Raw genomic sequence first — 22,981 nt, forward strand, 5'->3', positions numbered from 1 at the left:
GCCGTCACCTCAGCGCCTGACCGGAGCGATCAGCATGTGCACCTATCTCACCGAGAAGATCGAACTCGACGGCGCCGGACCCCGGCTGGAACATCTGGACACGGTGGACACCCCGGAGGCCACCCACGTGACGTACCGGGTCGGACCCTGACCGATCCCGGCCGCGGCAGGACCCGCGAGACACGCCTCAGCGGCGGCCGGAGGCGAGTCCCGGAGGCGCCGCGGCCAGGGCCTTCTGGATGGCGTCGATCAGTGCCAGCGCCGACTCCTCGGTGAGCTCGACCGCGACCCGTGCCGAGGGGCCCTCGGCCGGGTTGGTGAAGTCGATGTTCACCGTGTGCTCGTGACAGGCGTGGTAGGGGTGGTCGACATAGACCGCGCCCTGGCTGAGCGTGAACCAGCCGTTGCCGCCCTTGCCTGCGCCGTCGAGTTCGATCTTCTCGGTGAGATAGGTGCACATGCTGATCGCTCCGGTCAGGCGCTGAGGTGACGGCCATAGAAATTGAAGATCTTCTTCCAGCCCTCCACCGCGGCGGCGGGCCGGTAGGCGGGCCGGTCGGTGGCGAAGAAGGCGTGCCCCGCCCCCTCGAAGGAGTGGAACTCGTGCTCCTTGCCCAGCCTCTCCAGCTCGGCGTCCAGCGCCGCGACCTCCTCAGGCCCCGGGTATTTGTCCTCGGCGCCGAACAGCCCCAGCAGCGGGCAGGACAGGTCGGCGGCCTTGGAGATCAGCGGCTTCTTCTGGAGCGGGAAGTCCGCGGGCGGGGTGTTCACCACGAAGCCGCCGTAACAGTCCACCGCCGCGTCGATCTGGAGCGAACAGGCCACCAGGAACGTCTGCCGGCCGCCCGAGCAGAATCCGATCACCCCGATCCTGCCGTTGGCGTGGTCGAGGGAGTTGAGGTACGCCGCGGCTCCGGCGACGTCCCCGACGAGCTGTTCGTCCGGGACCCCGCCCTTGGCCCGTACGGCGGCGGCCTGGTCGTCGGGGCTGACCCCGGCGCCCTCGCGGGAGTACAGGTTCGGGCAGATCGCCGCGTACCCGCGCGCCGCGAACCTGCGGACGATCTCCTTGGTCGCGTCGTCGTACCCGGGCAGGTGGTGGATCACCACCACACCACCGTGCGGCTCTTCGCCGAGCGGCCGGGCCAGGTACGCCTCCAGCTCGGCCTGCTCGTGCCCGGTGACCGTGACCGTCCCGGCCCACATCGCATCGTTCATGTTCTTGCCTCCCGGTGCCCCACAGGAGCGGCTGCGGAGCCGGATCCGTCAGGTGCCACTGCCTTGCTCCTATATATGATCTTGTTCAGCGGCCTCGCCGCGTCGCGCAATCGAGACGTCTCCTCATCGGCGAGCTCGTCGGTGATGTCTCACCTGACCCTGCCAAAGAGGGGCCAGCCGCGGGCCCGCCGGACGCGATCATCACCCGTCTCTACTGCCACATCTGTTTCAAGGCTCAAGACAGATGCTAGATGCCCGGCTCGTACGGCCCGCGTGGAGGATGGGCTACGTCCCGGCGAACTGCCGCGTTCGGGGATTCTCTCGCCGTACTTGCCGCATGGCCTTCTACATTCGCGATCTTCCATGGTTTGATGGTTTTGGGACGCTGTTCGGGCACCGCGTCTGGTCTGCGATTTCTGGGGGTGCGGGGGCTGAGGTTCGTGAGCGCCGACTACCGCTGACGGCGAGGTGAGACGCTCGTTTCGAGCGTGTGCCCCGGTGCGTCGGTTTCTCTCGGCATCGGCGGAATCTTCCGTGCTCGTGGTGGGCGGCGACGCTCGGTGAGCCGGTCGGGTTCGAGTCGCGGCCGGGATGTGACCAGCTCACGGTGGACCTCTCGCCGGAAGTGGCGGCGGCAAGCCGCCCAACAACCGATGCCCCTGTTTCGGGGGAAGCCCCGCCACCGAGCGTGAGGTTCAGTCACCCCTCGGGGCCATGCCCAAGGAGATCACATGACGTCCATCATCCGACACATCACTTTCGACTGCGCGGAGCCGCACGAACCATACGAGCTGGCAGAGTTCTGGAGCAAGGTGCTCGATCATCCGGTTGATCCAGTGGACGAACCGGGTGACGACGAGGTGGCCCTGGCGATGCCGGCCGGTCAGCCGATCCTGTTGTTCGTGCGCGTGCCGGAGAAGAAGTCGCTGAAGAACAGGCTCCATCTCGACCTGGAACCGGATCGGTCGCGGGACCAGGAAGTCGAGCGGCTGTCGGCCCTCGGCGCGACCATCGTCGAGGACCGGCGCAAGCCGAACGGGAGGGGCTGGGTGGTCATGGCGGATCCGGCCGGGAACGAGTTCTGCGTCGAGGGCAGCGCGGCGGAACGTGCGGTGGCCGAGCGTGAATACAGGGCGGCCAAGGAGGCCGAGCAACCGTAGACAGGTACTGAGGTAGGGCGGGCCCTCCTTCGTACCGGCCGTGCGGTGCGTGACGCGGGCGGGTCCGCTCACCCGGCCCGTTCGGGCAACCGGACTCGACAACGATCAGTGGCCAGGAGAGCCTGGATTCAGGCCGAGGGCTTCCGGGGTGAACACGTAGCGTTTGAACCAGCGGTGCATCTGGCGCCGCAGGGCCGGGTCACCGTGCACGCGTACCCCTTGCTGTCGCAGCAGCCGCGCCCAGGACAGGTCACCGAGCCACCACCGGGTCGCCGCTGCCGTCGGGGCGGTGAGCCAGACGTCGACGGGTGCCCCGGTGTCCTGCCGGCACAGGTTGACGCTCGTCCGGGACAGGTGCAGCCAGTATCTGCTGTCGGCCGGCCTGCGGTCGGTGAACTCGATCGCGAGCACGACCGTGCGCTCGGGCAGGGCGGCGGCGTCCACCCGGCGTTGCATGTCCCAGGTCAGTGCGGCGGTGTCGAGATCGTCCTCGGTCAGGGCGGCGCTGTCGGTGGCGACCGCCCATCGGGCCAGTTCCCGCACCACCGGAGCCAACGCGGCGCCCGCCTCGGTGAGCCGGTAGTCGTCGTCGACGATGCCGGCGGCGCGCAGTGCGCGTAGTCGTGCGGACAGCGTCGCTCGCGGGATGCGAGGCAGGCCGCGGCGGATGCCGGTGAAGGTTGAAGCGCCCAGCAGCAACTCCCGCACGATCAGCAGTGTCCACCGCTCGCCCAGAAGTTCCAGAGCGCGCGCCACCGCGCAGAACTGCCCGTATCCGTTCACCGGTGCATGGTACGCACCATGCACCGGAGGCGCTGGTTCAGAAGTTGAACTGGTGGTGGCGGCATGGTCGGCTCGACGATCGAGGTCATGAGCGAGGGCATCGAAAGGACCGGCGGCATCATGGGCCTCAGTGGCGACGTACTGCGGACGATCGGAAACACGCCGCTGGTGAGGCTGCGCAGGGTCGTGCCGCCCGGGTGTGCGGAGATCTTCGTCAAGGTCGAAGGCCAGAACCCGACAGGCAGCATGAAAGACCGCATGGCGCAGGCGATGATCGCCAGGGCCGAAGGCGACGGGCGGCTGAGGCCCGGCGACACCGTTGTCGAGTACACGGGCGGCAGCACAGGTGCTTCCCTTGCCCTGGTCTGCGCGGCGAAGGGATATCGGCTGCGGATCGTCAGTTCGGATGCGTTCAGTGCGGACAAGCTCCTTCAGATGGCGGCGTTCGGCGCGGAACTCACCGTCATTCCCAGTGAGGGGGGTTCGATCACGAAGGCGCTGATCCTGAGCATGATCGAGAAAGCCGGGGAGTTCGGCCGCCGGCCGGACACCTACTGGACCGATCAGCTCAACAACGCCGACAGCATCGCCGGCTATCACCCGATGGGCGAGGAGATCTGGGAGCAGTCAGGCGGGCGGATCGACGCGTTCGTTCAGTCGATCGGCACGGCGGCCTCGCTGCGCGGGGCGGCGGCCCCTCTCCGGCGCCACCATCCGGGGCTTCGGGTCATTGCCGTCGAACCGGCCGAGTCCGCCGTGCTGTCCGGAGGCCGGCCCGGCGCCCACCGCATCGAAGGCATCGGCATCGGTTACCTCCCGCCCATGTGGGACCCCACCCTGGTAGACGAGATCGTTCCGATCTCCACCGCCGACGCGGAGGAGATGGCCAGGCGCCTGGCTCGGGAGGAGGGCCTGTTCGCCGGAACGTCGTCAGGGGCGAACGTCCTCGCGGCTATCCAGGCCGGACAACGCCTTGGGCCGACCGCCAGGGTCGTCACCCTGCTGGTGGACTCGGGGCTGAAGTATCTCAGCACCGACATGTACCGGCGTCAGTGCCGTGTCAGGCCAGGTTCGCCCTCGTGACGATCCGGCGCAGGCGGAGTTGCCGGTGTCGCGGTTCCGCCGGGCAGCGTAACGGCGGAACATGTGGCCGGCGTGATCGGTGTCGTTGAGGGCGGACTCGCGCAATGCGGTATCCGGTTCAAGCGGGGCGTGCGGGGCTCTCGTTACGCGTCCGCCGGGTCCGGTTCGGCGATGTACGCGGGCGTGAGCACTTCGCGCAGGGTCCATCCCAGGGCGCGGTAGAGCGCGAGGCCGTCCCGCGAGGCGCCCAGGACTCCGGTCGTGGCGCCCCGCTCGGCGGCGGCGTCGCCGAGCGCGGTCATCACGACGCTGCCCAGGCCCCGGCGGCGGTGTGCCGGATCGGTCAGGATCTGGTCGGCCACGGCTGTCGGGCCGGCCACTCCCATCCGGCCGCTCGCGGCCGTCGTTCCGTCGGCGTCGTATATCCGTACGGTCGTGACTCCGCCGTCCGTCGCGGTGTGCAGCGTGTAGCCGTCCGGAGCGAGCGCGGTGGCCCGGCGCAGCGGCACGGTCATCAGGTACTCCGGCTCGCCGACGGTCCAGGCCGGGGTGAGCAGGGGAACCACCCGCTCGGCGGGCGCGGAGGTCTTGATCCAGGTGCCGGGGGCGGTCCTGGTCAGGGCCAGCCCGGCCACCTGGTCGACGTCGAAGAGCACGTAGCGGACGCGATGTCCGGGCAGCCCGACATCCAGCCGGAATCCACCGGTCACCTCGACCGGGGGCCGCACCGAACGGGAAACGGCCCAGCCGCCGACCCAGGCCCGGACCACCTCGGGTGTGGCCGTGGGCTGCTCCTGATCGATCACACTCATGACGTCCTCCTGAGGGGCGGCTTCCTGCCTCCGACAGTTTATTACAAGTAAGTCGCAATAAGCCTGCCCCTGCTAAGTCGTCCCCGTCAGGAGAGGCGAGGGCGCCGCCCCTGTTTCGCCGACCGGAGCGTGAGCGCGTCATGGCTCCGGCACGTTGGCTTCGGCTGCGTCCTTCCTCCAGGTCGCCGACCGGCGCGCGCACGGCCATCTGCACGCCGACGGCGCGTGGAGAGCCGAACTGCTCCCACCGGAGTTCGCAGCCTTCGGCTACGACGTCGCAGATCTGCTCCTCCTGGGATAGTCGTTTGAACGTTGAGCGCAGGCCATCATCAGTCGTATGACGTCGCCGGCGTCCTTGACAGGAGGACCCGGCGGCGGGCAGAGCGCGCCCGATGGCCGCGACCTCGTCGTCGCTCAGGCCGTTCAGACCGTCACCGAGGGCCCTTGAGGTCAGGGTTTCCGCGAGCGCGAAACGCCGGAGCCGTCCTGGCCTCGTCAGGGGAGGCCGTACCGTTGTTTGATCATTTTGGCCTCCTCCTCGCTCACCTGGCGAGGGGTGATGGCCAGGGTTCTTCGCAGGTCAGAGATGATCTTCTCGCCCGCGCCCCGGACCCGGGTGCGGTGCTGGACGAGCTGGGCGTCGAACCGTTTGGCGGTCGGCCCCGACCACACCTTGCCCTCGTGGAAGTCCCGGTACGGGGCCTCGATACCGCTCTCGATCTCCTGGATCAGCGGCTCGACCGTCCGCAGGGCATCCCCCAACGCCGCGTGGAGCGGATTGGGCACCAGCTTGGCCATGGGGTCAGTCCTTCTTCGGGGTGGGGGTCTTCGGCGTCGGGGACGGCGCGCTGGCGTCGGTGAGCAGCTTCGGCGCGATCAGCTTCATGAGCGCCAGCACATCAGCGGCGTTGTCCCGTCCTGCGGCCCCGATCTCCAGCTGAATATTGATCTCTACCTCGCCCCGCACCAGCAGTGCGTATGCCATATTGGTCGGACTTCCGGTGTCTTTGAAGTAGTAGCCGGTGACCCCAGGGAGGATTTCCGGCAGCGATGGAGCACCGTCTTCGAGTTGCTCCTCGACCACCTTTCGGTCTCCCCCTGGTGTGAGGTTGATCAGTAGTACCTTCAGCCGATTACCCTCGCGCTGATAGACCCCGCAACTTCCGTCGCCTAGACCCCCGGCAAGCGTGAGGTCGAATGATCCGCGAACCAAAGGATTCCGCACCCCAGTCATCAACTCCACCGCCCTGAGCGGGATGTGTTCACAGATGTACGGAGGGGCGGCCACCGTCGGCAACGGACTGCGGTCGACCTTCACTTCCTCGTTCTGGCACGCCACTAACGCGGTCAGAGCGCAGGCCAGTACCGTCATCGCGGCGAAGAGTCTTCTCATCATGATCCGTATTCAGCGAAGGCATTGGAGAACCCCGCATTCAAGCGTTCTTCAACCTTCTGCCAGGGTTGTCCGGACTCCTCATGGAGCCATCTTCGGTATGCCTCGAACCGTTGATCCTTGTCAGCATCGTCGATAGTGGCTTTGCCGCTCATCTCATCCATGGTCATGAGCGTTCGGCCATCATCCTTGAGAAAGTTATTGGGGTTGTCGCGTGGGTCCTGCCCCTTTTCCAAACCTTCCAGTGTGGCCCAGGGATGGTCTCTGGATGCGGGCTCAGCAGAGCCGAAAAGGCCATGTCTGAGCATGGCCTGAGCTGTGAGATCGTAGACAAGATTCCGAGTCTGGTCGACAGTAGTGCTGGCATCGCTGCGGGCGTTGTCCTCCGCATTTCCCTTGGCTATTTCTTCCGCCAGCCCGGTCCAGGCTCCGATGACACCGGCGGTGATCGGCCAGGTCCCCGACTGGGGGATGGCGAGGCCAGTATTGACCACCGCCAGGAGCGCCTTCATATTGCGCTGCTGCGCCTCGTCCAGATCCTTGCCTTCCTCGATCTTGGCCAGCCCTGCCGCATCGGTGATCATTCCAAAACCCGATCCGAACCGTTTCGCACTGGTCATAAGCCCACGATCGCCCCGCCCTGCTGCCATCTCCGCAGCGCCATGGTCGAGGAGCCAGCCGGTGTATGCCGTCTGGGCGGCCAGGACGGAGGCGAATGCTTTGGAATCCGCGAATGACTCCTTCATAACCGAGCGCAACTCCCATATTTTGAACTGTGCTCCCCAGGGATCCTGTCCAGGTAGGTGGGAATAGTCAGCACTCCGAACTCCAGGCACGATGAAGTCACTGTTTTTCTGAGCGACATGGTTGATGTCGCTGATGTAGCCCGCCAGGATGCGCCCCATCGAGGCCGCGTTCACCAAGGAGTCGGGGAGCTTGCCGTCCTTGATTCGTACGGCTTGCAGGTGGACGATCTCCGAGGCGAGCTTGGCGGACAGGAAGCCGCGTGACGGGTCCTGCGGTGAGCCGTCGCGGTCGCGGAAGGTGAGCGTCGCGGCCTCCAGCGCCTTGCCCAGAGCCATGCCGTCGTCGCCCAGGCGCCGTTGGGTCAGGAAGCGTTTCAGCATGGTCGGGTCGTTCGCGAAGAAGTCTTGGGCGGCCACCGGATCGCGGCTGAGCCCTTCCAGCAGGGCCACCATGACCCGCGGATCCAACAGCACTCTTCCGCGATCGGCGGACTCGATCTTCCTGGCGGTGGCGAGGAGGAAGGCGGTGCTGAAGGTGCCGTGCTTGAGGGCCGCAGCCATGGCGTAGCCCTTCTCCCAGCCGATGTAGCCGGTCGTCCGGCCGACTTCGAGGTCGGACAGGAGTTCCCTGTGCCAGGCGTCACCCAGCCGGGGGCTCGCCGTGCCGAGGGTTTTTCCGAGGGCGGCCTGCAGGCGTTCGTACTTCTTGTCGTCCTTGCGTTTCGCGGTCTCGATCATCAGCTCGCGGAACCTCGCCGTGCCCAGCGTGTTCATCAGCGCGGCGGCGAACGCCGCGTCCCCCGTCCGCTTCTCCAGTCCCTTCAGGAGTTTCTCGTCGATCTTGCCGTCTTCGGCGGTCCTGCCGAGGCCGAGGGTCGCCGCGTAGACGTCCGGATTGTGGCCGGCCTTGCCGTACAGCGTCTCGTCGAAGGCGGTGATCCCGCCGGGGGTCTTGGTGGCGGCACCCCACTCGGTGAGCTCGGTGCGGATCGTCTCGTTGCGGCGTCGCAGGTCGGGGCGGCTGGTCCCGATCCAGCTCCGCATCTCGCGGAGCGCGCTCAGCCCCGAGGTGTCCAGGTCGAGCCGCTGCAGGGTGCGGTGGATCTGCGGTTCGTTCCGGCCGAGTGCGTCCTCCGCCCGGCCGAGCCCTCGTTCGAAGTCGTCCATCCGCTCGGGATCGATCCCCGAGTACTCGCCGTTCACACTTCGCGCCGGAGTCGCGGGAGAGTTCTGCGGAGCGGGGGAAGGCACGGCGGGGACCGGCTGAGCGGTGCCGGTCGGCGGGGAGGAGGGCCGCGGGTCAGGGGCGGACTGGGGGGACGGCGAGGGCGTGGGGTACGGATGGCTCATGAGGACGCTGACTCCGGCTCGGTCCGTGAAGGTGACGGCTCCAGCGAACATATTAATTTCAATCCGTCTGCCTCGTAAAGATCTCCATTAAAGTGGGCATAGTTGATAAATATGCTGGCTGCGACCTGGTATTCGACTAAACGGCCGGGTTTGATAAACGAAATCGAGGCATCGATCGAGCCAGAGCCGGGAGACAGCTCTGCTACTTCCGAGTAGAGGTCGAGGCGTCGGCCCGCGCTTTAGCAAGGTCGGGGCGAACGCTCCACACCTCGCCGATCATCAACTCGCCCTACCGGGCGCCGGACAGGCACTTCATGTTCGACAACGACGGGATCACCAGTGGGGTCGCCGAGGGGTATCGCCAGTCGGCGCTTGCAAGGGTCCCGTTCGGGCTGGGAGGGTAGCCGATCTGCTCGATACGAGCTTCCGTCATATGGACTCCGTCTGGTGGAAACTCCTTCCACCGTGGGGAAAGGTGCCCCTGTGATTCGCCGTCTCCTTCCCCTCGCAGCTCTTGGGCTCGCCGTGTTGACCGGCTGTAGTTCGCAGACCTCGCTCAGCCGAACCGCACTGGACCAAGCTCTGAGCCAGGGCGTGGCTCCGGAACTCATCTATGTGGTCGACCTACTCGGATACAAGCTGGCCGAGGGGCCCTCTTATGGTGGTGCTGAAGGCTTCATGGCCGTCTACAGCACGCCGGACGGCCGACAAGCGATCTTGAGCATCGAGCACGGCACTTCCGAGGAGGCCCGTTGCATCGGTGCTCCGGCCAAGCCCACCGAACCGTTGGAGACATCGGTGAGCTGCGAACGCGATGAGGTGGGCTGGTATCGCACTGGCGGGGGCCGCCACGAGTACATGGTGATCCGAGATGATCACATCATCCGGCTGATGGGCGAGATAGGGGATGTGGATCGGGCGGCCCTGAAGGAAGCGGTGGCCGGTGCCCGGCGTGTGATCGCAGACGGTTCTCCGACCCCGTAGGAATCGTCCTGCCCATTGAAATGTGGCGACCTGCCCACCATCGGCGACGGAGTCCCGCGCGAGGCGGGAAGCAGCGGTTCGACCAGTTCCCGCTCCTCTTCGAGGTAAGGAGCGCTACGGGCTGCCTGGGAAATTAAGGTCACGCTGGTGTGATTCTCGGATGCCAGCGTGGGTTGCCGCACGGCCGGGTGGTTTTTCGGTCGGTTTCGGCCGTGTGGCACTCGTGGTCGGGTCAGATTTCTCCGCTGCGGATGCTCGTCAGGAAGTTGTTCCAGGCTGTGGGGGAGAAGGCCAGGGCGGGGCCGGATGGGTCCTTGCTGTCTCGGACGGCGATGAGGCCGGGCAGGTTGGTGGCTACCTCCACGCAGCCGGTGCCGCCGTCGCTGAGGGTGGACTTGCGCCATGCAGGGATGGTTGTCGCGTCTGACATCTTGGCGTCCTTCGTGCGTCAGGGTGCGGTGGCAATGGCGTGGAGAAAGGCGAGGGAGTCAGCGGGGCCAAGTGCCATTGCGCGTAGATGGTCGAAAACCAGGTTATATCGGTGCACCTCAGTATCCGACTCGATGTAGATGCTACTTGCCAGCGTCTCGATATACACGATGTCCGGATGGGGACCGTGGAGGTTCAAGATGGCGAAGGGGCCGACAACGGCGGGATGTGCTCCGGCATCATTTGGCAGGATCTGAATAGTCACGTGTGGTTTATGGGCTTGGGCAAGCAGATGAGCGTATTGCTTGCTCATCACCCCTGGATCGCCCATTATGCGGCGGAGCGCTGCCTCGTCAATGATCGTATGGATCTTCAAGGGGTCGGGCTTGCTCAGCGTGGCCTGGCGAGTTATTCGCACTTCGACGCGCCGATCGACCTCCTCGGCCGACCCTTGGGACATCGTCGTCGCCTCGATGACAGCGCGAGCATAGTCCTCGGTCTGGAGTAGACCGTGTACGAGCTGCATGCTGTAGCACTTGATCGCAACAGCGTCCGACTCCAGGCCGATGTAGCCCGAGTAGTCGGACGAGAGGTCGTCGTAGACATCCCACCATCCCTGCTCACGGGCTGATGCCTGCAAGGTGATCAGAGTCTGGCGTACCTTCCCTGACACCTCGTAAGCGTCCAGCAGGGTGATCAAGTCTGCGGGTTTCACCCGGGAGGTGCAGTGCTCGATACGGCTGATCTTGGATGGTTGCCACCCGACTCGTCGCGCCGCCTGTTCTCCGGTGAGCCCTTTCAGCTCACGGAGCCTGCGCAACTCTGATGCCAGTCGGCGCTGTCGTACTGTCGGCCCGGAGCTGGCCATCTCTCTCCCGCATGATCCATTCTGTCGCTAAAATAGAAGTTTCTAAAATTCTTCTGGAAATCCTAGCGTCCTGCCGTCGTCGGGAGAGATGATGCCTGCAACGCACCAATCACGGATGACTGGAGGGTGGATGACACTCCCTATCACCTCACTCCTCCGCATTATGTGCGTTATGTCGCCATTCGCTCTGAGGGCGGACATATGTTCCCTTACCGGGGATAGTGCGGATCAAGAACTCGTCTTTCAGGAGGCGCAGGACCTTCTGGATCGTGGTCCTGGCAACACCGAATTCTTGTTCCAACTGGGTAAGGCTGGGAATGACGGATCTTTCCCTATATTGGCCACTTGTTATGCGCGCACGAAGCGTGGCGTAGAGCTGTTCCCAGATGGTGCGATCTTCGTCCCACTCCATGCTCTGTACCGTAGAGGGCTGCACTTTGCCCTACTTAGCCCGCTCAGGCTCTACCCTGCTCCACTGTGTTGCACCAGGGTAGAGCCTGGTGTTCGACCCACTCGTACCTGCAAAAACGGGACCCGCAGGCGCTCGCAACGCCGTACGGGTCCCTTGACCAGGAAGGCACTCCTGATCCGTGAGTAACCCTAGTGCTCCCGTTCTCGACAGGCAGGCGGTCGGTGGTTGCGGCTGTTTCGCCGAGGTGCCGCCGATGCCGATGGGGTGTGCCCTCTGCGGGCATGCCCCCTACGCGCACGGCTGTCCCGATCGGCCCGCCGACCATGAGTACGTCCAGCCGTCCGCCGCGTTGATGGACACCCGCCTGCGGGTCCGCCGGACCGGGGAGCGCTCGCTGCCCTGCTTCGAACTGCCCTGTTTCGAGCCGCCCGCCCTGGCGGCCCCGGCCGAGATGATCCCGCTGGTGCCCATCCAACAGTCCGTCCAACAGTCCGCCCGGCGGCCCGCCCGGCAGGTCCCGGTGAAGACGACCGCACCGGTGGCCGAACAGCGGCCCGATGAGCGGGTCCCGGCCGAGGCGGTCGCGCCGGTGGCCGGTCAGCGCCCTGCCGGTCAGCGCCCTGCCGGGCGGGCCTCGGGTGAGACGGCCCCGCCGGTGATCGTCCCGCGCTTTCCCGAGCAGGCCCCGGCCGCCGTACCGGTGTCGCCACTCCGCCGGGTGCGCTGCCGTCTCCGGCCCCCGCCCAGGGGAGCCCGTACCGGACCGCCCCGGCTCGGCGGAGGGCGCCGCCGCGTCCCGGGCACCGGCCAAAGGATCTGCGCTCCACCCCGGGCGATGCCCACCCTGCCTCCGTACCGGCCGTCCGGCCCGTACGGCACACCCCTCCGCGTCTTTCCCCAACCCATGAAGCGGGCCCGTCCTCCGCGACCAACGAACAGACGGGCCCTTGATCGGATCGAGGTCCAATCAATGAACGATGGTAGGTCCACCACCCCGGAACCCACCACCATTCCCGGCTGGCGGCTCATCCTCAGCGACGCCGGACGGCTCTGGGCCAGCCGGGAGAAGCCTTTCTCCCCGGCCGCCACCCACGCCGGAGCCGAACGTACGGTCGACGGCGACAGCCTGGAGGCGTTGCGCGCCGAGACCGATCGCCAGGAGACCTTCGCCCGCGAGGCCGAGGAGTAGGCAGCGAAGGAACAGGCGGCGAAGGAACAGGCGGCACGGACAGAGGAGGCACAGCAGGCTCCCGCCCCGGAGGCGCAGGGGCCGAAGACGCGGGCCGGGCAGGTGATCTCATGATCCGCCGCTGCCTGGCCCGTGCCCGGGGCCGTCACCGTGACGGTCAAGCCGCCGCTCCGGTCCCGCAGTACACCTGGGACCACGAGGCCCGCGCCGAGGCCGCGATGCTGGAGATCACCTGGCCCGGCTGGTCCGTCCTCTACGGCACCGGCAGCCGTCTCTTCCACGCCATCGCCACCTGGCCCACCTCGGAACCCCTGATCATCTGCGACCGGACCGTCGAGGGCCTGAAGACGCAGATGCGCGAGGCCGAGACGGCCGCGCTCCTGCACCGCTGGGCACTCACCTCCGGCTCGGCCAGCATCGGCCACTTCTGAGCGGGCACGGCGACCCTCCCTTCCCCGATCCGGGCCGCCGTGTCCTGGACGACGTACGGCACGGGCACGAAGAGGCACCCGTGCCGTACGTGACGCGGGCGGAGCCACTCGGCCCGCCCGCGTCCTCCAGGCAGGAGCCACTGAGACCAACTGAGAAGTGGTATCTGAGCGACGGTTCTCAGTTAACCCTCAGTGGAGAGCCATGGAAAAGAGTGTCGTCCTGTCCGTAAGGACCGCTCGGATTCCGCGTGGTCCTTCCCTCGGCCAGCTGAGATGACCTCGGGAAGGGCACTGAAACAGAGTCACCTGGGGAACTTCGGGCCGGGGCCGTAGCGGACTCCGGTTCCGCCCTGGGCGTCTCCGATCTTTTTGAGGAGTTCTCGTTCGCGGAGGCTGGTCAGGATGTCCCGCGCGGCGAACACGTGGATGTCGAACAGCCGCTGCAGCGTCCGGTTGGTGACGAAGCCGTACTCCCGGATGTGATCGATGATCTTCTGATCCGTCTCATCGAGCCCCCGGCGACGGTAGGTGATCGCCCGGCCCATCATGGCCACGGCCTCCGACCGCAGGCGATAGGCCGGAAACGCCTTGGCCGCGGTCCGACGCGTCGGTTCCACGAGGTGATATTCGTCCGCCATCATGTGGAGCACCCCCTGAGCTTCGAGGGGAGAGCGTTGGATCATGACGGCGAGCTGGAGTGCGTCGACGGTCACGCTGTGCCGAAGGTGGGACAGGGCCAGCAACACGTTGACATCCCGCGCGGCCTTCGCGGGGAGACCGCCGATGAGGCGCGCGAAGGAGTCGTTGCCGATTCCGCCGGTCAAGGTTACCCGGACCAGGGTGCCGCTGTCCTCGAACAGGGGAGGCTCCTTGCCCACCCTCAGCATCTCGCGGTAGGCCCGGTCGACACCCTGCCCTGTCCGCTCGGCGAGTTGCAGGCTGGAGACCGTCTCGGTGAGCAGGCGATTGCGGGGCGTCGACGGGTGGGTGAGGATGTTCTGCGCGGTCACCCCACTTACCAGGCCGCCCGGACTGATGATCGCCAGCCGTTCCGGAGAGTGCTCGACATCCACGGTCCCGCCGGTCTCGTACGACCTGTGGATGAAGGCGTTGACGATCAGTTCTCGTACGGCCTGGTCGGGATAGTCCGTGAGCTGGAGTTGAACCCCGCCGTTCAGGTTCAGCGGATGTATCTCGCGCCGGGCGTCGATGGCGTCGACCAGGGACTGAATCGCAGGAAGCAGCGGCCGGCCGGAACGCATCCGGCCGGTGGCCTCCGACCCCATTTCAGCGTCCGGGTAGGTGCCGACCGCCCTGTCAGCAGCCCCTGGCGGCGAAGGCCAGGAACTGGGTGACCTCCCGCTCGCTGAAGTTGTCGTCGGAACCGACCACCAGCGTGCACTCACCGTTGCGCAGACGCGGTCCCCAGGCGAGGCTCTCCAGGTTCTGCACCGGTGTCCGCACCGTGCTGAGGTCGGAGACCAGGCGCTTGGAAACCGGGCGGTACGGGCGGCCGGTCGACAGACTGTCCCTGTTCAGCACGTTCGTGGCACCGCGCAGGTCGATCTCATACAGCTTGACCTTGTAGTTGACGCCCTCGATCCAGGAGCGTTCGAGGGCGAGGTAGCGGTAGTCGTCGATCGCCAGAATCTCCGAGACGCCGCTGTCGGACTGACCGGTCGGCGGGATCGGCGCCGCCGGCAGCGGGTCGATCGGGTAGACGTACTGCCCGCGCGGCCTGCCGTCGCGGCTCCACACGGTGATGCGGGCCGGGGCGCCCTTGGTGGCGGTCGGTGGCTCGCCGTCCTCGTACCTGGGGCCCTCGGTGACCGCCGTGATGGTACGCGCCGTGGAGGTCAGGCCCTCGAAGCCGAAGTTGCGCCGGGGACCGCTGTCGGTGGTGGTCATCTTCATGTTGCGGGGGGTCGTCAGCTCTCCGAGGTGGCGTCCCCGGGTGTTGGTCCAGCGGACGAACAGGTCGGAGACCGGGATCTCGGGATGCGTCGCGTCCGGCCGGTCGCCCTCGTGGCCCCAGAGCAGCCGGTTGCTCCACCTGTCGTAGCGGATCGTCTCGGGATCGGCGGACTCGGCCTGGCCGTAGGCGGGATAGGGGGTCCCGTCGGGACGCCGCAGGGTGGTGACCCCGGTGAGGTTCACCCCGGTGAAGGCTCCGGTGACCGGGTTGATGTCAAGGCGGCCGGTGTAGAAGCGGGCCGGGTTGTAGCGCCACCGGTCGTCGGAGATGAAGTACCAGGTGCCGGTGCGCGGGTCACGGTCGATGCCGGAGATGCCGCCGACCGTGGTCCCCCGGAACCGCATCTTGTTCGGCAGGCGCTGCTCGCCGAGGAAACGGGTGATCCGGACCCCCCTCGTGGGCGCCGCGGCCTCCGACCGGGCGTCCGCCGTCGACCGTCGGGCGTCCGCCGTCGACGCCTGCGCGCCGACGGCCCCGAGGCTGACCGCCGTCGCGATCGCGGCCGCGATCGCCGCGATTCTTCGCGAATTGGCCATATGACTCTCCTCATCCCAGAAAAGATCCCGAAGGACTGGCGGGAATATGAGATCGCGGATTGCTGAGAATATCCACGAGAATCAGCACTTGAATGCTCATTGGCCGCTCAATGACAAGGAAGAATCAGCCATTTTTCCTGCATTTTCAGTTTTGAAGTCGAGGATTACGACAATGCGCCCGAAAGCATGCGGGCAGGGCATCCCATCACCGCCGATCAGGATGGCCGGCCGCCCGCCGGACACGGGTCCGGGTGCGCGCGCACGGCGGGAGTACGCTCGAAGGGACGCCGACAACCCCGCCGGGTCTATGCCACATTGGACGGCGAATCATGGCGGATATCGAACCCACGTGCGAACTACATCTACGGATATTCGGTCAGCCCCACGACCTGATGCTGCGCCTGCACGGCCACGAACCCACCGAGGACGACGTGGCGAGCTGGATGCGGGCCGGTTCCGTGATCAGGCTCCAGGTCACCGAGACGGCAGGCCGGACCCCGCACACCATGCTGGTGAATTTCGGCAGCGTGGTCTTTGCCTGGATCTGCCCTTACCAGTCCAGTCGGGGGATGAATCTGTGAAGCCGGGCTGCCGCCCCCAGGTCTCCGCAAGTCCGGACAGACACCATGATGACCGACTATTTACGCGCCTATCGCGACATGTACGAGAATAGACTCCTAATACCGCCAAAGTGCCGCAGAGCCTGCGATCCATTCCAGTGCCGAGCCCCGATGAGGCCGATCCCCGGCGCCAGATTCTCCCCCACATCCGCCACTGTGACCGCCGATGGGCGCTTTCACCGCGTGAGGCCCGCATCCGCCATCCGGAGCGGCCGGCGACCGGGCCGATGACCGGAAGGTGAGGCGGCCGGCCCGCCCAGGCGGCTCTCTCCGCATCCACCCACCCGCGCCCTCGGCTCCGTCCCGGCCGCCCCGCCGGGGGGCGATGCGCCCGAGTCATTGACAAAATAGAATTTTATGTACAGGATCGATTTTGCGATGAGAGATGTCCTGTATCTGGAGCAGATCGATCAGGCCGAGGCGCTGCTCAAGCCGCAGCGTATCGAGGTGCTGCGGCGGCTCGCCGAGCCGCGCTCGTGCACCGAGGTGGCGGCCCTGCTCGACCAGACCCCGCAGCGGGTCTACTACCACGTGAAACGCCTGGTGGAGGCGGGCCTGGTGACCCAGGTGTCCGAGCGCAGGGTGCGCGGCATCCACGAGGGCGTCTACCAGGCGAGCGCCCGCTCCTACTGGCTCTCGCCCCGTCTCGTCGGCCGGATCGGCCTGCGCAGAACCCAGGACGAGCTGGGCCTGGGCTACCTGCTTGACCTCATGGAGGAGGTTCAGGCCGATATCGGCGCGCTGGACAGGACCGCGCCCGAACTGCCGTCCGTCGGCGTGTCCGGCGAGATCCGGGTGCCGCCGGAACGGCGCCAGGAGTTCCTGAACGACCTCCAGTCCACCCTGCAGGACCTTTTCACCCGCTACGGCGGCACCGAAGGTGACGCTTTCAAGCTCGCCGTGGCCTGCTACCCCAAGGGAGAACCCCGTGAGTGAGCCGATGAGGCTGAACGCACGCGTGGCCGCACCGCTCAAGGCGGTCCACCACGCCCTGACCGACCCGGGCGAGCTGCGGATCTGGCTGGCCGAACACGCCGAGGTCGAGCTGCCGCACCGGTACGAGTTCTGGGGACGCCACACCCCCGAGGGCCACGCGCCCCACCAGCGCCCGCTGCACGTCGACGACCACACGCTGCGCCTGTCGTGGCTGATCGACGGCGAGGAGACGACGGTCGAGATCCGGCTGGAGGAGGAGAGCGCGGAGTCGACCACCCTGTCGCTCTCCCAGACCCACTTCGACTACCGGGAGGCGATCTCCGGCGACGGCGGCGTCCGGGGGACGCTGCAGACGTTCTGGTGCCTGTCGATCGCGAACCTGGTCGACCACCTGGAGGGCCGCGAGCTCACCCCGAAGTGCGACTTCACCTCCCCGCGAATGCAGGAGCGGTTCCTCATCGGCGCCTCGCCCGAGGAGGTGTACGACTCGCTCGTCGACTCGGAGAAGTTCAGCCGGTGGTTCGGCTACCGGATCGACATCGAGCCGTACGTCGGCGGGCGCTTCGCCATGGGCGGCTTCGAGGTGGACGAGGCGCCGGGGAAGGTCGTCGAGGTGGAGCTGGGCCGCAGGTTCTCCCTGGAGTGGCCGGGCTTCGGCGTCTCCAGCTGGGAGCTGGAGGGCTCGGACGGCGCGACGCGGCTCACCTTCGTGATGAGCGGCTTCGACGAGGGCAACCCCCCGTACGCCGGGTGGATGGGCTGGCTCAGCGGCGTCGCCGAGCTGCGCCGCTTCCACGAGCTGAGCGACTGGAAGCCGATCTGGTTCGATTTCGAGCCCCCCACCCTGCCCGAGGAGACCACCACGACCAGGTGACCGCGCGCCACCCGCCCTCAGGCACGAATACCGGCGAGAGCCGGTTTCAGCCGGATGCCGGAGAACTCGGCTCCGCATGTATCACCGGCGGGCGGCGCGCCTCATATCGCTGTGAGAAACCCACGGTCTCCCTGGCCGTTCACGGCCAGAGCTGAGGAGCTTGATCTCGTACGGCGAAACCTCTCCGCCGGTCGCCGGGGGATCGTCGTGACCGGTGCCGCGGGCAGCGGCCGGAGCCGCCTGACCACCGAGGCCGTACCCGAGGCGATGCGTGAGTCGGTGCTCGTCGTGGACGACGCCCATCTGCTCGACGACGCCTCGGCCGCGCTCGTCCACGAGCTGGCACTCGGCGGGCGTACCCGCCTGCTCGTCACGGTCAGGGAGGGCGAGCCCGCACCGGAGGGCGTCTCCAGGCTCTGGGAGGAGAACCTGCTGCCGCGCCTGGCACTGGCCCCCCTGACCGAGCGCGCCTGCGCCGAGCTGCTGGCGCGGGCGGTGGACGGCTACGTGGACGCCCTCACCGTCCGGCGCCTGTACCGGGCGAGCCGCGGCGACCTGCGGCTCCTGCGCGAGCTGGTCGTCGCCGTGCACGCCGGCGGAGACCTGAGCCACGTGTCGGGCACCTGGACCTGGCGGGGCACGCCGCCGATCACCGCGCGCGTCCGGGAACTGGTGGAGGAGACGATTCGCGACCTCGACACCGAGGAGCGGGACGCGCTGGAGCTCATCGCGTCCGGCGAGCCACCGGGCACGGGTGCGGGTGTGCCGGGCGCCCTCGTGGCCCCCGCCGTCCTCGAACGCCTGCGGGCGAGGGGGCTCGTCACCGTGGACGGCCGGCTCGCCCACCCGCTGCACGGCCCGGTGCTGACCGTGGCCGGCAAAGCCCATGGCGCACGCCCTGACTGCTTCGCCTGCCTTTCTGACCGGCGCTTCACCGGTTGAGCATGAATCCTCGCCGGGACAGATCCACCGGCCCGCCCCATTACCCCGGCCTTTCCCTCCATCCCTCAGCTGACGGCGAGCCGGTCCAGGAGATCGCCAGGTGTCGCGTTTTGACACCTGGAATGGGTAACCGCTATCTATTAGCCAACCGTTAGGGGATGACATGCAGGACGCAGTGCTGGCGATGCTCGCCAAGGAGCCGTCGCACGGGTACCACTTGCACGCTCGGCTGCGGCGGAGTCTTGGCCCGCTGGGCGAGTCGATGAACCGCGGTCAGATCTATGTGACGTTGGCCCGGTTGGAGCGAGCGGGGCTGGTTGCCTGTGAGCGGGCGGACGGCCTGCCCGAACGGCCGGAGCGCAAGGTCTATGCGCTGACGCCGGCCGGGCAGCAGCGGGTGGCCGCCTGGCTGGCCGAGGTGGGCTGGCCGAAACCGGACCTGGCGGAGTTTCATCTCAAGCTCGCCGCTGCCGCCGCGGCCCGGCTGGCCGACCCGGTGGAGCTGGTGGCGGCGCAGCGCCGTGAGTTGCTGCGCCGCTTGCGTGAGGCGCAGCAGGCGGCGCTGGCCGAGCCGGCGGGGTCGGGCGCCGGCCTGCTGCTGGAAGGGGTCGTGCTGCGGTTGCAGGCGGACCTGCGCTGGCTGGATGCCTGTGAGCGGGCCTGGTCCAAGGTCGATGACGAAGTTGAGGGTGGATGAACGTGTCAAGTGCCGCGGTCCGGGCCTGCGGCCTGGTGAAGACGCACGGTCAGGGGCAGAGCCGGGTCCGCGCGGTGGACGAGGTCGACCTGGAGGTGCCGCAGGGACAGATGCTGGCGGTGATGGGACCCAGCGGCTGCGGGAAATCCACTCTGCTGCACCTGCTGGGTGGCCTGGAGCGGCCTACCGATGGAGAGGTGTGGCTGGCCGGGCGGCGCGTCGACACGCTGAGCGAGCGAGCTCTGTCACGCATGCGGCGCCGGTCGGTGGGGTTCGTCTTCCAGGCCTTCCATCTGGTGGAGGAACTGTCGGCGGCCGAGAACGTGGAGCTGCCCGTGCTGCTGGCCGGGCGCTCGCGCCGCCAGGCCAGGCGCCGCGCGAGCCTGCTGCTGGAACGGGTCGGGCTCGCCGACCGTGCCCGGCATCTGCCGTCGCAGCTGTCCGGTGGGCAGCGTCAGCGGGTCGCCATCGCCCGTGCGCTGGCCAACGACCCGCTGGTCGTCCTGGCCGACGAGCCGACCGGCAACCTCGACACCGCGGCGACCCTCGATGTGCTGAGGGTCTTCGAGGAGCTGCGTGCCGCGGGGCAGACCTTCGTGATCGTCACGCATGACGAGCGGGTGGCGGCCACGGCGGATCGGCTGGTCTCGATGCGCGACGGGATGTTCGTCGACGACACCTGGCTGGCCGGCTCCCACCCGCGCGGGCTCGGCGGGTTGATCGGGCTGGAGGGCTGAACGTCATGGGTTCCATCGTGCTCGTCGTGCGCCTGGTGCTGGCCGACGTGCGCCGGCACAAGGTCCAGGCCGCGATGCTTCTGCTCGCGGTCACCGTGGCAACCGCCACCCTGGCGTTGGGCCTGTCCCTGCGCGGCGTGAGCGACGCGCTGTACGAGCAGACCCGCGCGGCCACCGCCGGGCCGGACGTGGTGGCGCTCTCCCCCGCCTCCGGCCCGGCCGTGACCCCGGCTCTGGCCTCGCTGGCGGACGATCCCGAAGCAGTCGCCCACCATGGCCCCTATCGCATCGTCTACGCCGACCTGACCACGCGCGATTCCACCTCGTCCTCAGTGGTGGTGCAGGGCTTCGCCGAGACGCCCGGCGCGGTCAACCGGCCGCTGGTGACCTCGGGTCGTTGGGTACGCTCCGGCGGCACGGTCCTCGAACGCGGTTTCGCCACCGCGCTGGGCGTCGGCGTCGGCGACCGCGTCATCATCGCCGGCCGGTCGTACCCCGTCGTCGGGATCGCCGTCACCGCGGCCACCTCCATCTACCCCTGGGCGGCGCAGATCGGCCCGTACGGCGGGGGGAGCGACTACAGCGGCCTGGCCTGGATGACCCGATCGGATGCCCGGACACTGGCATCGTCCCAAGATCTCCCGGTGACCATGGCCCTGGACCTCAAGCTGCGCGACCCCGCCGCCACCGAGGCCTTCCGCGACGCCCACCGAGACTCCACCATCTGGATCAACTTCCGCTCCTGGCAGTTCACCGCCGAACAGGACATGGTCATCCTCAAGGACAGCCAGCCGATCCTGGTCGTCGGCAGCTGGCTGCTCAGTTTCCTGGCCATCACCGGAGTGGCGGCGCTGGCCGCGGGACGCGCCGTCGAGCAGACGCGCCGGGCCGGGCTGCTCAAGGCCGTCGGCGCCGCCCCGGGTCTGATCGCCGCCGTCCTGCTCACCGAGTACCTGGCGCTGGCGCTGGCCGGCGACGCGCTGGGGCTGGTGATCGCCCGCCTGGCCGTGCCCGCCATCGCCAGCCCCACCGCCAGCCGGATCGGCGACGCGGTCGGGGTGACCGCCGCCACCGTCGCGGCGGCGACCGTCCTCGCCGTGGCGGTGGCGGTGCTGTCCACGCTGCGTCCCACGCTGCGGGCCAGTCGTACGGCGACCGTCACGGCGCTGACCGCCACCGCGCACCAGCCCCGTCACCGACCCTGGCTCACCGCGCTGTCCGCGCTGCTGCCCACGCCGCTGCTGCTCGGGCTGCGGCTGACCGCCCGCCGGCCGGGTCGCGCCGTGCTGCAGGCGTGCTCCACCGCCACCACGGTGATCGCGATCGTCGCCCTGCTGACCCTCTACGCCCAGCAGGAGAGGGGCTACGGCCTGGATGGCTCCTCCGTCCTGCCCAACCTGCGCGGCGAGCACGACCGCCGGCTGATGCTCGCCGTCACCATCCTGCTGATCGCCCTCGCCGTCGTGAACACCATCACGCTCACCTGGACCACTGCCATGGAGGCCCGGGCGAACATGGCCATCGCACGTACGCTCGGCGCCACCCCCGGGCAGATCACCGCGGGACTGTCCACCGCCCAGCTCCTGCCCGCGCTGGCCGGCGCCATCATCGGCGTCCCTCTGGGCATCGGCCTGCTCTCGCTCTTCGCCGCCAGGAACGCGGCGGAACCCCCCTCCTCCTGGCTGCTCGGCGCCGTACTCGCGACTCTCCTGGCGACGGCGGCACTCACCGCCCTGCCCGCACGCCTGGCGGCCCGCCGGCCCGTGGCACAGACCCTCAGCGCCGAAACAGCGTGACCGGCCCCGCTCAGCAGGCGTCGGCAGCGGCGCTCAGCGGACCGAGGCCCGCACAACCCCGCAGAGACCTCATCCGCCTCACCGGCGTTCGCCGACGGGCGCCCGGCCCACCGGCGCTCGCGTTCTGACAGCAGCGTCACCGCGGCCGGCTAGGCGGGCCGGTTCTGCTGCTTTCGCAAGGCCGCCATGGCCGCACCCACGATGCCCGCCTCGTTCTGGAGAGCCGCGGGGACGATCGGGGTACGTATCTTGATCCGGGGCAGGAACCTGTCGGCCTTCTTGCTGACCCCTCCGCCGATGACGAACAGCGAGGGAGAGAAAAGCACCTCAAGGTGTTCGAGATACTCGGTCACCCGGTCGGCCCACTCGTCCCAGCCGAGGTCGTGTGCCTCCCGCGCGTGGTCGGAGGCACGCTTCTCCGCCTCCTTGCCCCTGATCTCCAGGTGGCCGAGCTCGGTGTTGGGCACCAGACGGCCGTCCATGAACAGGGCACTGCCGATCCCGGTGCCGAAGGTCAGCAGCATGACCACCCCCGATCTGCCCTTGGCCGCCCCTGCCCCCACCTCGGCCAGGCCCGCCGCGTCGGCGTCGTTGAGCACCGTTGTCGGCAGGCCGGTCTCCACGGAGAACAGCTCTCGCGCGTTCGTGCCGATCCAGTCCTTGTCCACGTTGGCGGCCGAGCCGGCGACCCCGTCGACCACGACTCCAGGAAAGGTCACGCCCACCGGCCCGTCCCAGTCGAAGTGCCGGACGATCCGCACCACCACTTCGGCCACCGCTCTGGGCTTGGCGGGCTTCGGTGTGGGAATGCGCAACCGCTCTCGGGTCAGCCGCCCCGCGGCGACGTCCACCGGCGCACCCTTGATTCCCGACCCGCCGATGTCGATTCCCAGCGCTTCCATGTGCATACCTCCTGCCGCTTCCCCTTCCCCCTGATAGGCGGCTGATACTCGCTTGCAGATGGCGGTCAACCCGGTTGAAAGCAGCCCATCTCAGACTGTGGGCATCGC

At 67.9% G+C, this 22,981-nt stretch carries 27 protein-coding genes; 13 read left to right on the top strand and 14 right to left on the bottom strand.

All coding sequences use genetic code 11. From position 1 onward, the window contains the following. Positions 1 to 187 precede the first annotated feature (187 nt). Positions 188 to 460, bottom strand: a complete 273-nt coding sequence (locus ABZ260_RS14140) for a DUF6295 family protein (protein WP_030905835.1) — start codon at positions 458 to 460, stop codon at positions 188 to 190. 14 nt (positions 461 to 474) lie between these two features. Continuing rightward, positions 475 to 1,218, bottom strand: coding sequence for a dienelactone hydrolase family protein (locus tag ABZ260_RS14145; protein WP_355616729.1), 744 nt, complete (start codon positions 1,216 to 1,218; stop codon positions 475 to 477). 731 nt (positions 1,219 to 1,949) lie between these two features. Here ABZ260_RS14145 and ABZ260_RS14150 point away from each other — a divergent pair. Next, entirely contained in the window at positions 1,950 to 2,378 is a 429-nt protein-coding gene (locus ABZ260_RS14150) for a VOC family protein (protein WP_355616731.1), read from the top strand. Positions 2,379 to 2,483: 105 nt separating this feature from the next. Here ABZ260_RS14150 and ABZ260_RS14155 read toward each other — a convergent pair whose 3' ends face one another. Next, complete coding sequence (locus tag ABZ260_RS14155) at positions 2,484 to 3,161, bottom strand: helix-turn-helix domain-containing protein (protein ID WP_355616733.1); 678 nt, start codon at positions 3,159 to 3,161, stop codon at positions 2,484 to 2,486. A 63-nt stretch (positions 3,162 to 3,224) separates the two neighbouring features. Between ABZ260_RS14155 and ABZ260_RS14160 the strand changes: the two genes are divergently transcribed. Beyond that, the gene (locus ABZ260_RS14160; RefSeq protein ID WP_355616735.1) at positions 3,225 to 4,244 is read left to right on the top strand and encodes a cysteine synthase family protein; all 1,020 of its coding nucleotides are present in this window, start codon (positions 3,225 to 3,227) and stop codon (positions 4,242 to 4,244) included. Positions 4,245 to 4,387: 143 nt separating this feature from the next. On the opposite strand, the gene ABZ260_RS14165 is transcribed toward ABZ260_RS14160, so the two are convergent. Then, positions 4,388 to 5,056, bottom strand: a complete 669-nt coding sequence (locus tag ABZ260_RS14165; RefSeq protein WP_355616737.1) for a GNAT family N-acetyltransferase — start codon at positions 5,054 to 5,056, stop codon at positions 4,388 to 4,390. 154 nt (positions 5,057 to 5,210) lie between these two features. On the opposite strand from ABZ260_RS14165, the gene ABZ260_RS14170 reads away from it, so the two are divergent. Further along, positions 5,211 to 5,357, top strand: a complete 147-nt coding sequence (locus ABZ260_RS14170; protein ID WP_355616739.1) for a hypothetical protein — start codon at positions 5,211 to 5,213, stop codon at positions 5,355 to 5,357. A 194-nt stretch (positions 5,358 to 5,551) separates the two neighbouring features. On the opposite strand, the gene ABZ260_RS14175 is transcribed toward ABZ260_RS14170, so the two are convergent. From ABZ260_RS14175 to ABZ260_RS14190, 4 genes are all read right to left on the bottom strand, one after another. Beyond that, entirely contained in the window at positions 5,552 to 5,854 is a 303-nt protein-coding gene (locus ABZ260_RS14175; protein WP_355616740.1) for a hypothetical protein, read from the bottom strand. Between the two features lie 4 nt (positions 5,855 to 5,858). Further along, positions 5,859 to 6,428 (bottom strand): hypothetical protein, encoded by a 570-nt coding sequence (locus ABZ260_RS14180; protein WP_355616742.1) that lies wholly within the window; start codon positions 6,426 to 6,428, stop codon positions 5,859 to 5,861. 20 nt (positions 6,429 to 6,448) lie between these two features. Beyond that, positions 6,449 to 8,398 (bottom strand): hypothetical protein, encoded by a 1,950-nt coding sequence (locus ABZ260_RS14185; protein WP_355616744.1) that lies wholly within the window; start codon positions 8,396 to 8,398, stop codon positions 6,449 to 6,451. Positions 8,399 to 8,834: 436 nt separating this feature from the next. Continuing rightward, positions 8,835 to 8,978, bottom strand: coding sequence for a hypothetical protein (locus ABZ260_RS14190; protein ID WP_355616746.1), 144 nt, complete (start codon positions 8,976 to 8,978; stop codon positions 8,835 to 8,837). A 50-nt stretch (positions 8,979 to 9,028) separates the two neighbouring features. Here ABZ260_RS14190 and ABZ260_RS14195 point away from each other — a divergent pair, with 50 nt between their 5' ends. Beyond that, entirely contained in the window at positions 9,029 to 9,529 is a 501-nt protein-coding gene (locus ABZ260_RS14195) for a hypothetical protein (protein ID WP_355616748.1), read from the top strand. A 232-nt stretch (positions 9,530 to 9,761) separates the two neighbouring features. Here the strand turns inward: ABZ260_RS14195 and ABZ260_RS14200 are convergent, their stop codons facing one another. From ABZ260_RS14200 to ABZ260_RS14210, 3 genes are all read right to left on the bottom strand, one after another. Further along, entirely contained in the window at positions 9,762 to 9,959 is a 198-nt protein-coding gene (locus ABZ260_RS14200; protein ID WP_355616750.1) for a DUF397 domain-containing protein, read from the bottom strand. A gap of 18 nt (positions 9,960 to 9,977) precedes the next feature. Then, positions 9,978 to 10,826, bottom strand: a complete 849-nt coding sequence (locus tag ABZ260_RS14205; protein ID WP_355616752.1) for a helix-turn-helix transcriptional regulator — start codon at positions 10,824 to 10,826, stop codon at positions 9,978 to 9,980. A 148-nt stretch (positions 10,827 to 10,974) separates the two neighbouring features. Further along, on the bottom strand, positions 10,975 to 11,238 hold the full coding sequence (locus ABZ260_RS14210) for a winged helix-turn-helix domain-containing protein (RefSeq protein WP_355616753.1): 264 nt from the start codon (positions 11,236 to 11,238) through the stop codon (positions 10,975 to 10,977). Between the two features lie 178 nt (positions 11,239 to 11,416). Between ABZ260_RS14210 and ABZ260_RS14215 the strand changes: the two genes are divergently transcribed. Together ABZ260_RS14215 and ABZ260_RS14220 are read left to right on the top strand one after the other, a co-directional pair. Next, positions 11,417 to 12,427, top strand: coding sequence for a hypothetical protein (locus ABZ260_RS14215; RefSeq protein ID WP_355616755.1), 1,011 nt, complete (start codon positions 11,417 to 11,419; stop codon positions 12,425 to 12,427). A 110-nt stretch (positions 12,428 to 12,537) separates the two neighbouring features. After that, positions 12,538 to 12,858 carry a hypothetical protein gene (locus ABZ260_RS14220; RefSeq protein ID WP_355616757.1) on the top strand — a complete coding sequence of 107 codons (321 nt, stop codon included), beginning with the start codon at positions 12,538 to 12,540 and terminating at the stop codon, positions 12,856 to 12,858. A gap of 302 nt (positions 12,859 to 13,160) precedes the next feature. On the opposite strand, the gene ABZ260_RS14225 is transcribed toward ABZ260_RS14220, so the two are convergent. Together ABZ260_RS14225 and ABZ260_RS14230 are read right to left on the bottom strand one after the other, a co-directional pair. Then, positions 13,161 to 14,144, bottom strand: a complete 984-nt coding sequence (locus ABZ260_RS14225) for an ATP-binding protein (protein WP_355616759.1) — start codon at positions 14,142 to 14,144, stop codon at positions 13,161 to 13,163. A 31-nt stretch (positions 14,145 to 14,175) separates the two neighbouring features. Continuing rightward, positions 14,176 to 15,369 carry an esterase-like activity of phytase family protein gene (locus tag ABZ260_RS14230; RefSeq protein WP_355616761.1) on the bottom strand — a complete coding sequence of 398 codons (1,194 nt, stop codon included), beginning with the start codon at positions 15,367 to 15,369 and terminating at the stop codon, positions 14,176 to 14,178. 392 nt (positions 15,370 to 15,761) lie between these two features. Here ABZ260_RS14230 and ABZ260_RS14235 point away from each other — a divergent pair, with 392 nt between their 5' ends. The 7 genes from ABZ260_RS14235 to ABZ260_RS14265 all read left to right on the top strand — a co-directional run bounded on the left by ABZ260_RS14235 (position 15,762) and on the right by ABZ260_RS14265 (position 21,971). Next, positions 15,762 to 15,950, top strand: a complete 189-nt coding sequence (locus tag ABZ260_RS14235) for a hypothetical protein (protein ID WP_355616763.1) — start codon at positions 15,762 to 15,764, stop codon at positions 15,948 to 15,950. 417 nt (positions 15,951 to 16,367) lie between these two features. Continuing rightward, entirely contained in the window at positions 16,368 to 16,925 is a 558-nt protein-coding gene (locus ABZ260_RS14240; protein ID WP_355616765.1) for a helix-turn-helix domain-containing protein, read from the top strand. Next, positions 16,918 to 17,799, top strand: a complete 882-nt coding sequence (locus ABZ260_RS14245; protein ID WP_355616767.1) for an SRPBCC domain-containing protein — start codon at positions 16,918 to 16,920, stop codon at positions 17,797 to 17,799. The genes ABZ260_RS14240 and ABZ260_RS14245 overlap by 8 nt, the downstream gene beginning before the upstream one ends. A gap of 207 nt (positions 17,800 to 18,006) precedes the next feature. Beyond that, positions 18,007 to 18,741: a hypothetical protein gene (locus tag ABZ260_RS14250; RefSeq protein WP_355616769.1), complete on the top strand. Its 735-nt coding sequence runs from the start codon at positions 18,007 to 18,009 to the stop codon at positions 18,739 to 18,741. 163 nt (positions 18,742 to 18,904) lie between these two features. Beyond that, on the top strand, positions 18,905 to 19,438 hold the full coding sequence (locus tag ABZ260_RS14255; RefSeq protein ID WP_355568353.1) for a PadR family transcriptional regulator: 534 nt from the start codon (positions 18,905 to 18,907) through the stop codon (positions 19,436 to 19,438). Then, positions 19,435 to 20,175, top strand: coding sequence for an ABC transporter ATP-binding protein (locus ABZ260_RS14260; protein ID WP_355616771.1), 741 nt, complete (start codon positions 19,435 to 19,437; stop codon positions 20,173 to 20,175). Before ABZ260_RS14255 ends, ABZ260_RS14260 begins: the two co-directional genes overlap by 4 nt. Before the next feature lie 5 nt (positions 20,176 to 20,180). Further along, a complete protein-coding gene (locus tag ABZ260_RS14265) occupies positions 20,181 to 21,971 on the top strand; it encodes an FtsX-like permease family protein (protein WP_355616773.1) in 1,791 nt (596 codons plus the stop codon). Between the two features lie 149 nt (positions 21,972 to 22,120). Here ABZ260_RS14265 and ppgK read toward each other — a convergent pair whose 3' ends face one another. Next, positions 22,121 to 22,873: a polyphosphate--glucose phosphotransferase gene (ppgK, locus tag ABZ260_RS14270; RefSeq protein ID WP_355616775.1), complete on the bottom strand. Its 753-nt coding sequence runs from the start codon at positions 22,871 to 22,873 to the stop codon at positions 22,121 to 22,123. Positions 22,874 to 22,981: the final 108 nt, after the last annotated feature.

Source organism: Streptosporangium sp. NPDC006013, assembly GCF_040614275.1.
In the GTDB taxonomy this organism is placed as follows: domain Bacteria; phylum Actinomycetota; class Actinomycetes; order Streptosporangiales; family Streptosporangiaceae; genus Streptosporangium.

Bases quoted from the DNA above. Each gene is read 5' to 3' on its own strand.
- ABZ260_RS14165 (WP_355616737.1), bottom strand. From the start codon at position 5,056: ATGAGTGTGATCGATCAGGAGCAGCCCACGGCCACACCCGAGGTGGTC.
- ppgK (WP_355616775.1), bottom strand. From the start codon at position 22,873: ATGGAAGCGCTGGGAATCGACATCGGCGGGTCGGGAATCAAGGGTGCG.
- ABZ260_RS14190 (WP_355616746.1), bottom strand. From the start codon at position 8,978: ATGACGGAAGCTCGTATCGAGCAGATCGGCTACCCTCCCAGCCCGAAC.
- ABZ260_RS14265 (WP_355616773.1), top strand. From the start codon at position 20,181: ATGGGTTCCATCGTGCTCGTCGTGCGCCTGGTGCTGGCCGACGTGCGC.
- ABZ260_RS14235 (WP_355616763.1), top strand. From the start codon at position 15,762: ATGCTGCGCCTGCACGGCCACGAACCCACCGAGGACGACGTGGCGAGC.
- ABZ260_RS14240 (WP_355616765.1), top strand. From the start codon at position 16,368: ATGAGAGATGTCCTGTATCTGGAGCAGATCGATCAGGCCGAGGCGCTG.
- ABZ260_RS14160 (WP_355616735.1), top strand. From the start codon at position 3,225: ATGGTCGGCTCGACGATCGAGGTCATGAGCGAGGGCATCGAAAGGACC.
- ABZ260_RS14180 (WP_355616742.1), bottom strand. From the start codon at position 6,428: ATGACGGTACTGGCCTGCGCTCTGACCGCGTTAGTGGCGTGCCAGAAC.
- ABZ260_RS14220 (WP_355616757.1), top strand. From the start codon at position 12,538: ATGATCCGCCGCTGCCTGGCCCGTGCCCGGGGCCGTCACCGTGACGGT.
- ABZ260_RS14210 (WP_355616753.1), bottom strand. From the start codon at position 11,238: ATGGAGTGGGACGAAGATCGCACCATCTGGGAACAGCTCTACGCCACG.
- ABZ260_RS14145 (WP_355616729.1), bottom strand. From the start codon at position 1,218: ATGAACGATGCGATGTGGGCCGGGACGGTCACGGTCACCGGGCACGAG.
- ABZ260_RS14225 (WP_355616759.1), bottom strand. From the start codon at position 14,144: ATGGGGTCGGAGGCCACCGGCCGGATGCGTTCCGGCCGGCCGCTGCTT.
- ABZ260_RS14255 (WP_355568353.1), top strand. From the start codon at position 18,905: ATGCAGGACGCAGTGCTGGCGATGCTCGCCAAGGAGCCGTCGCACGGG.
- ABZ260_RS14150 (WP_355616731.1), top strand. From the start codon at position 1,950: ATGACGTCCATCATCCGACACATCACTTTCGACTGCGCGGAGCCGCAC.
- ABZ260_RS14140 (WP_030905835.1), bottom strand. From the start codon at position 460: ATGTGCACCTATCTCACCGAGAAGATCGAACTCGACGGCGCAGGCAAG.
- ABZ260_RS14230 (WP_355616761.1), bottom strand. From the start codon at position 15,369: ATGGCCAATTCGCGAAGAATCGCGGCGATCGCGGCCGCGATCGCGACG.
- ABZ260_RS14200 (WP_355616750.1), bottom strand. From the start codon at position 9,959: ATGTCAGACGCGACAACCATCCCTGCATGGCGCAAGTCCACCCTCAGC.
- ABZ260_RS14205 (WP_355616752.1), bottom strand. From the start codon at position 10,826: ATGGCCAGCTCCGGGCCGACAGTACGACAGCGCCGACTGGCATCAGAG.
- ABZ260_RS14260 (WP_355616771.1), top strand. From the start codon at position 19,435: ATGAACGTGTCAAGTGCCGCGGTCCGGGCCTGCGGCCTGGTGAAGACG.
- ABZ260_RS14175 (WP_355616740.1), bottom strand. From the start codon at position 5,854: ATGGCCAAGCTGGTGCCCAATCCGCTCCACGCGGCGTTGGGGGATGCC.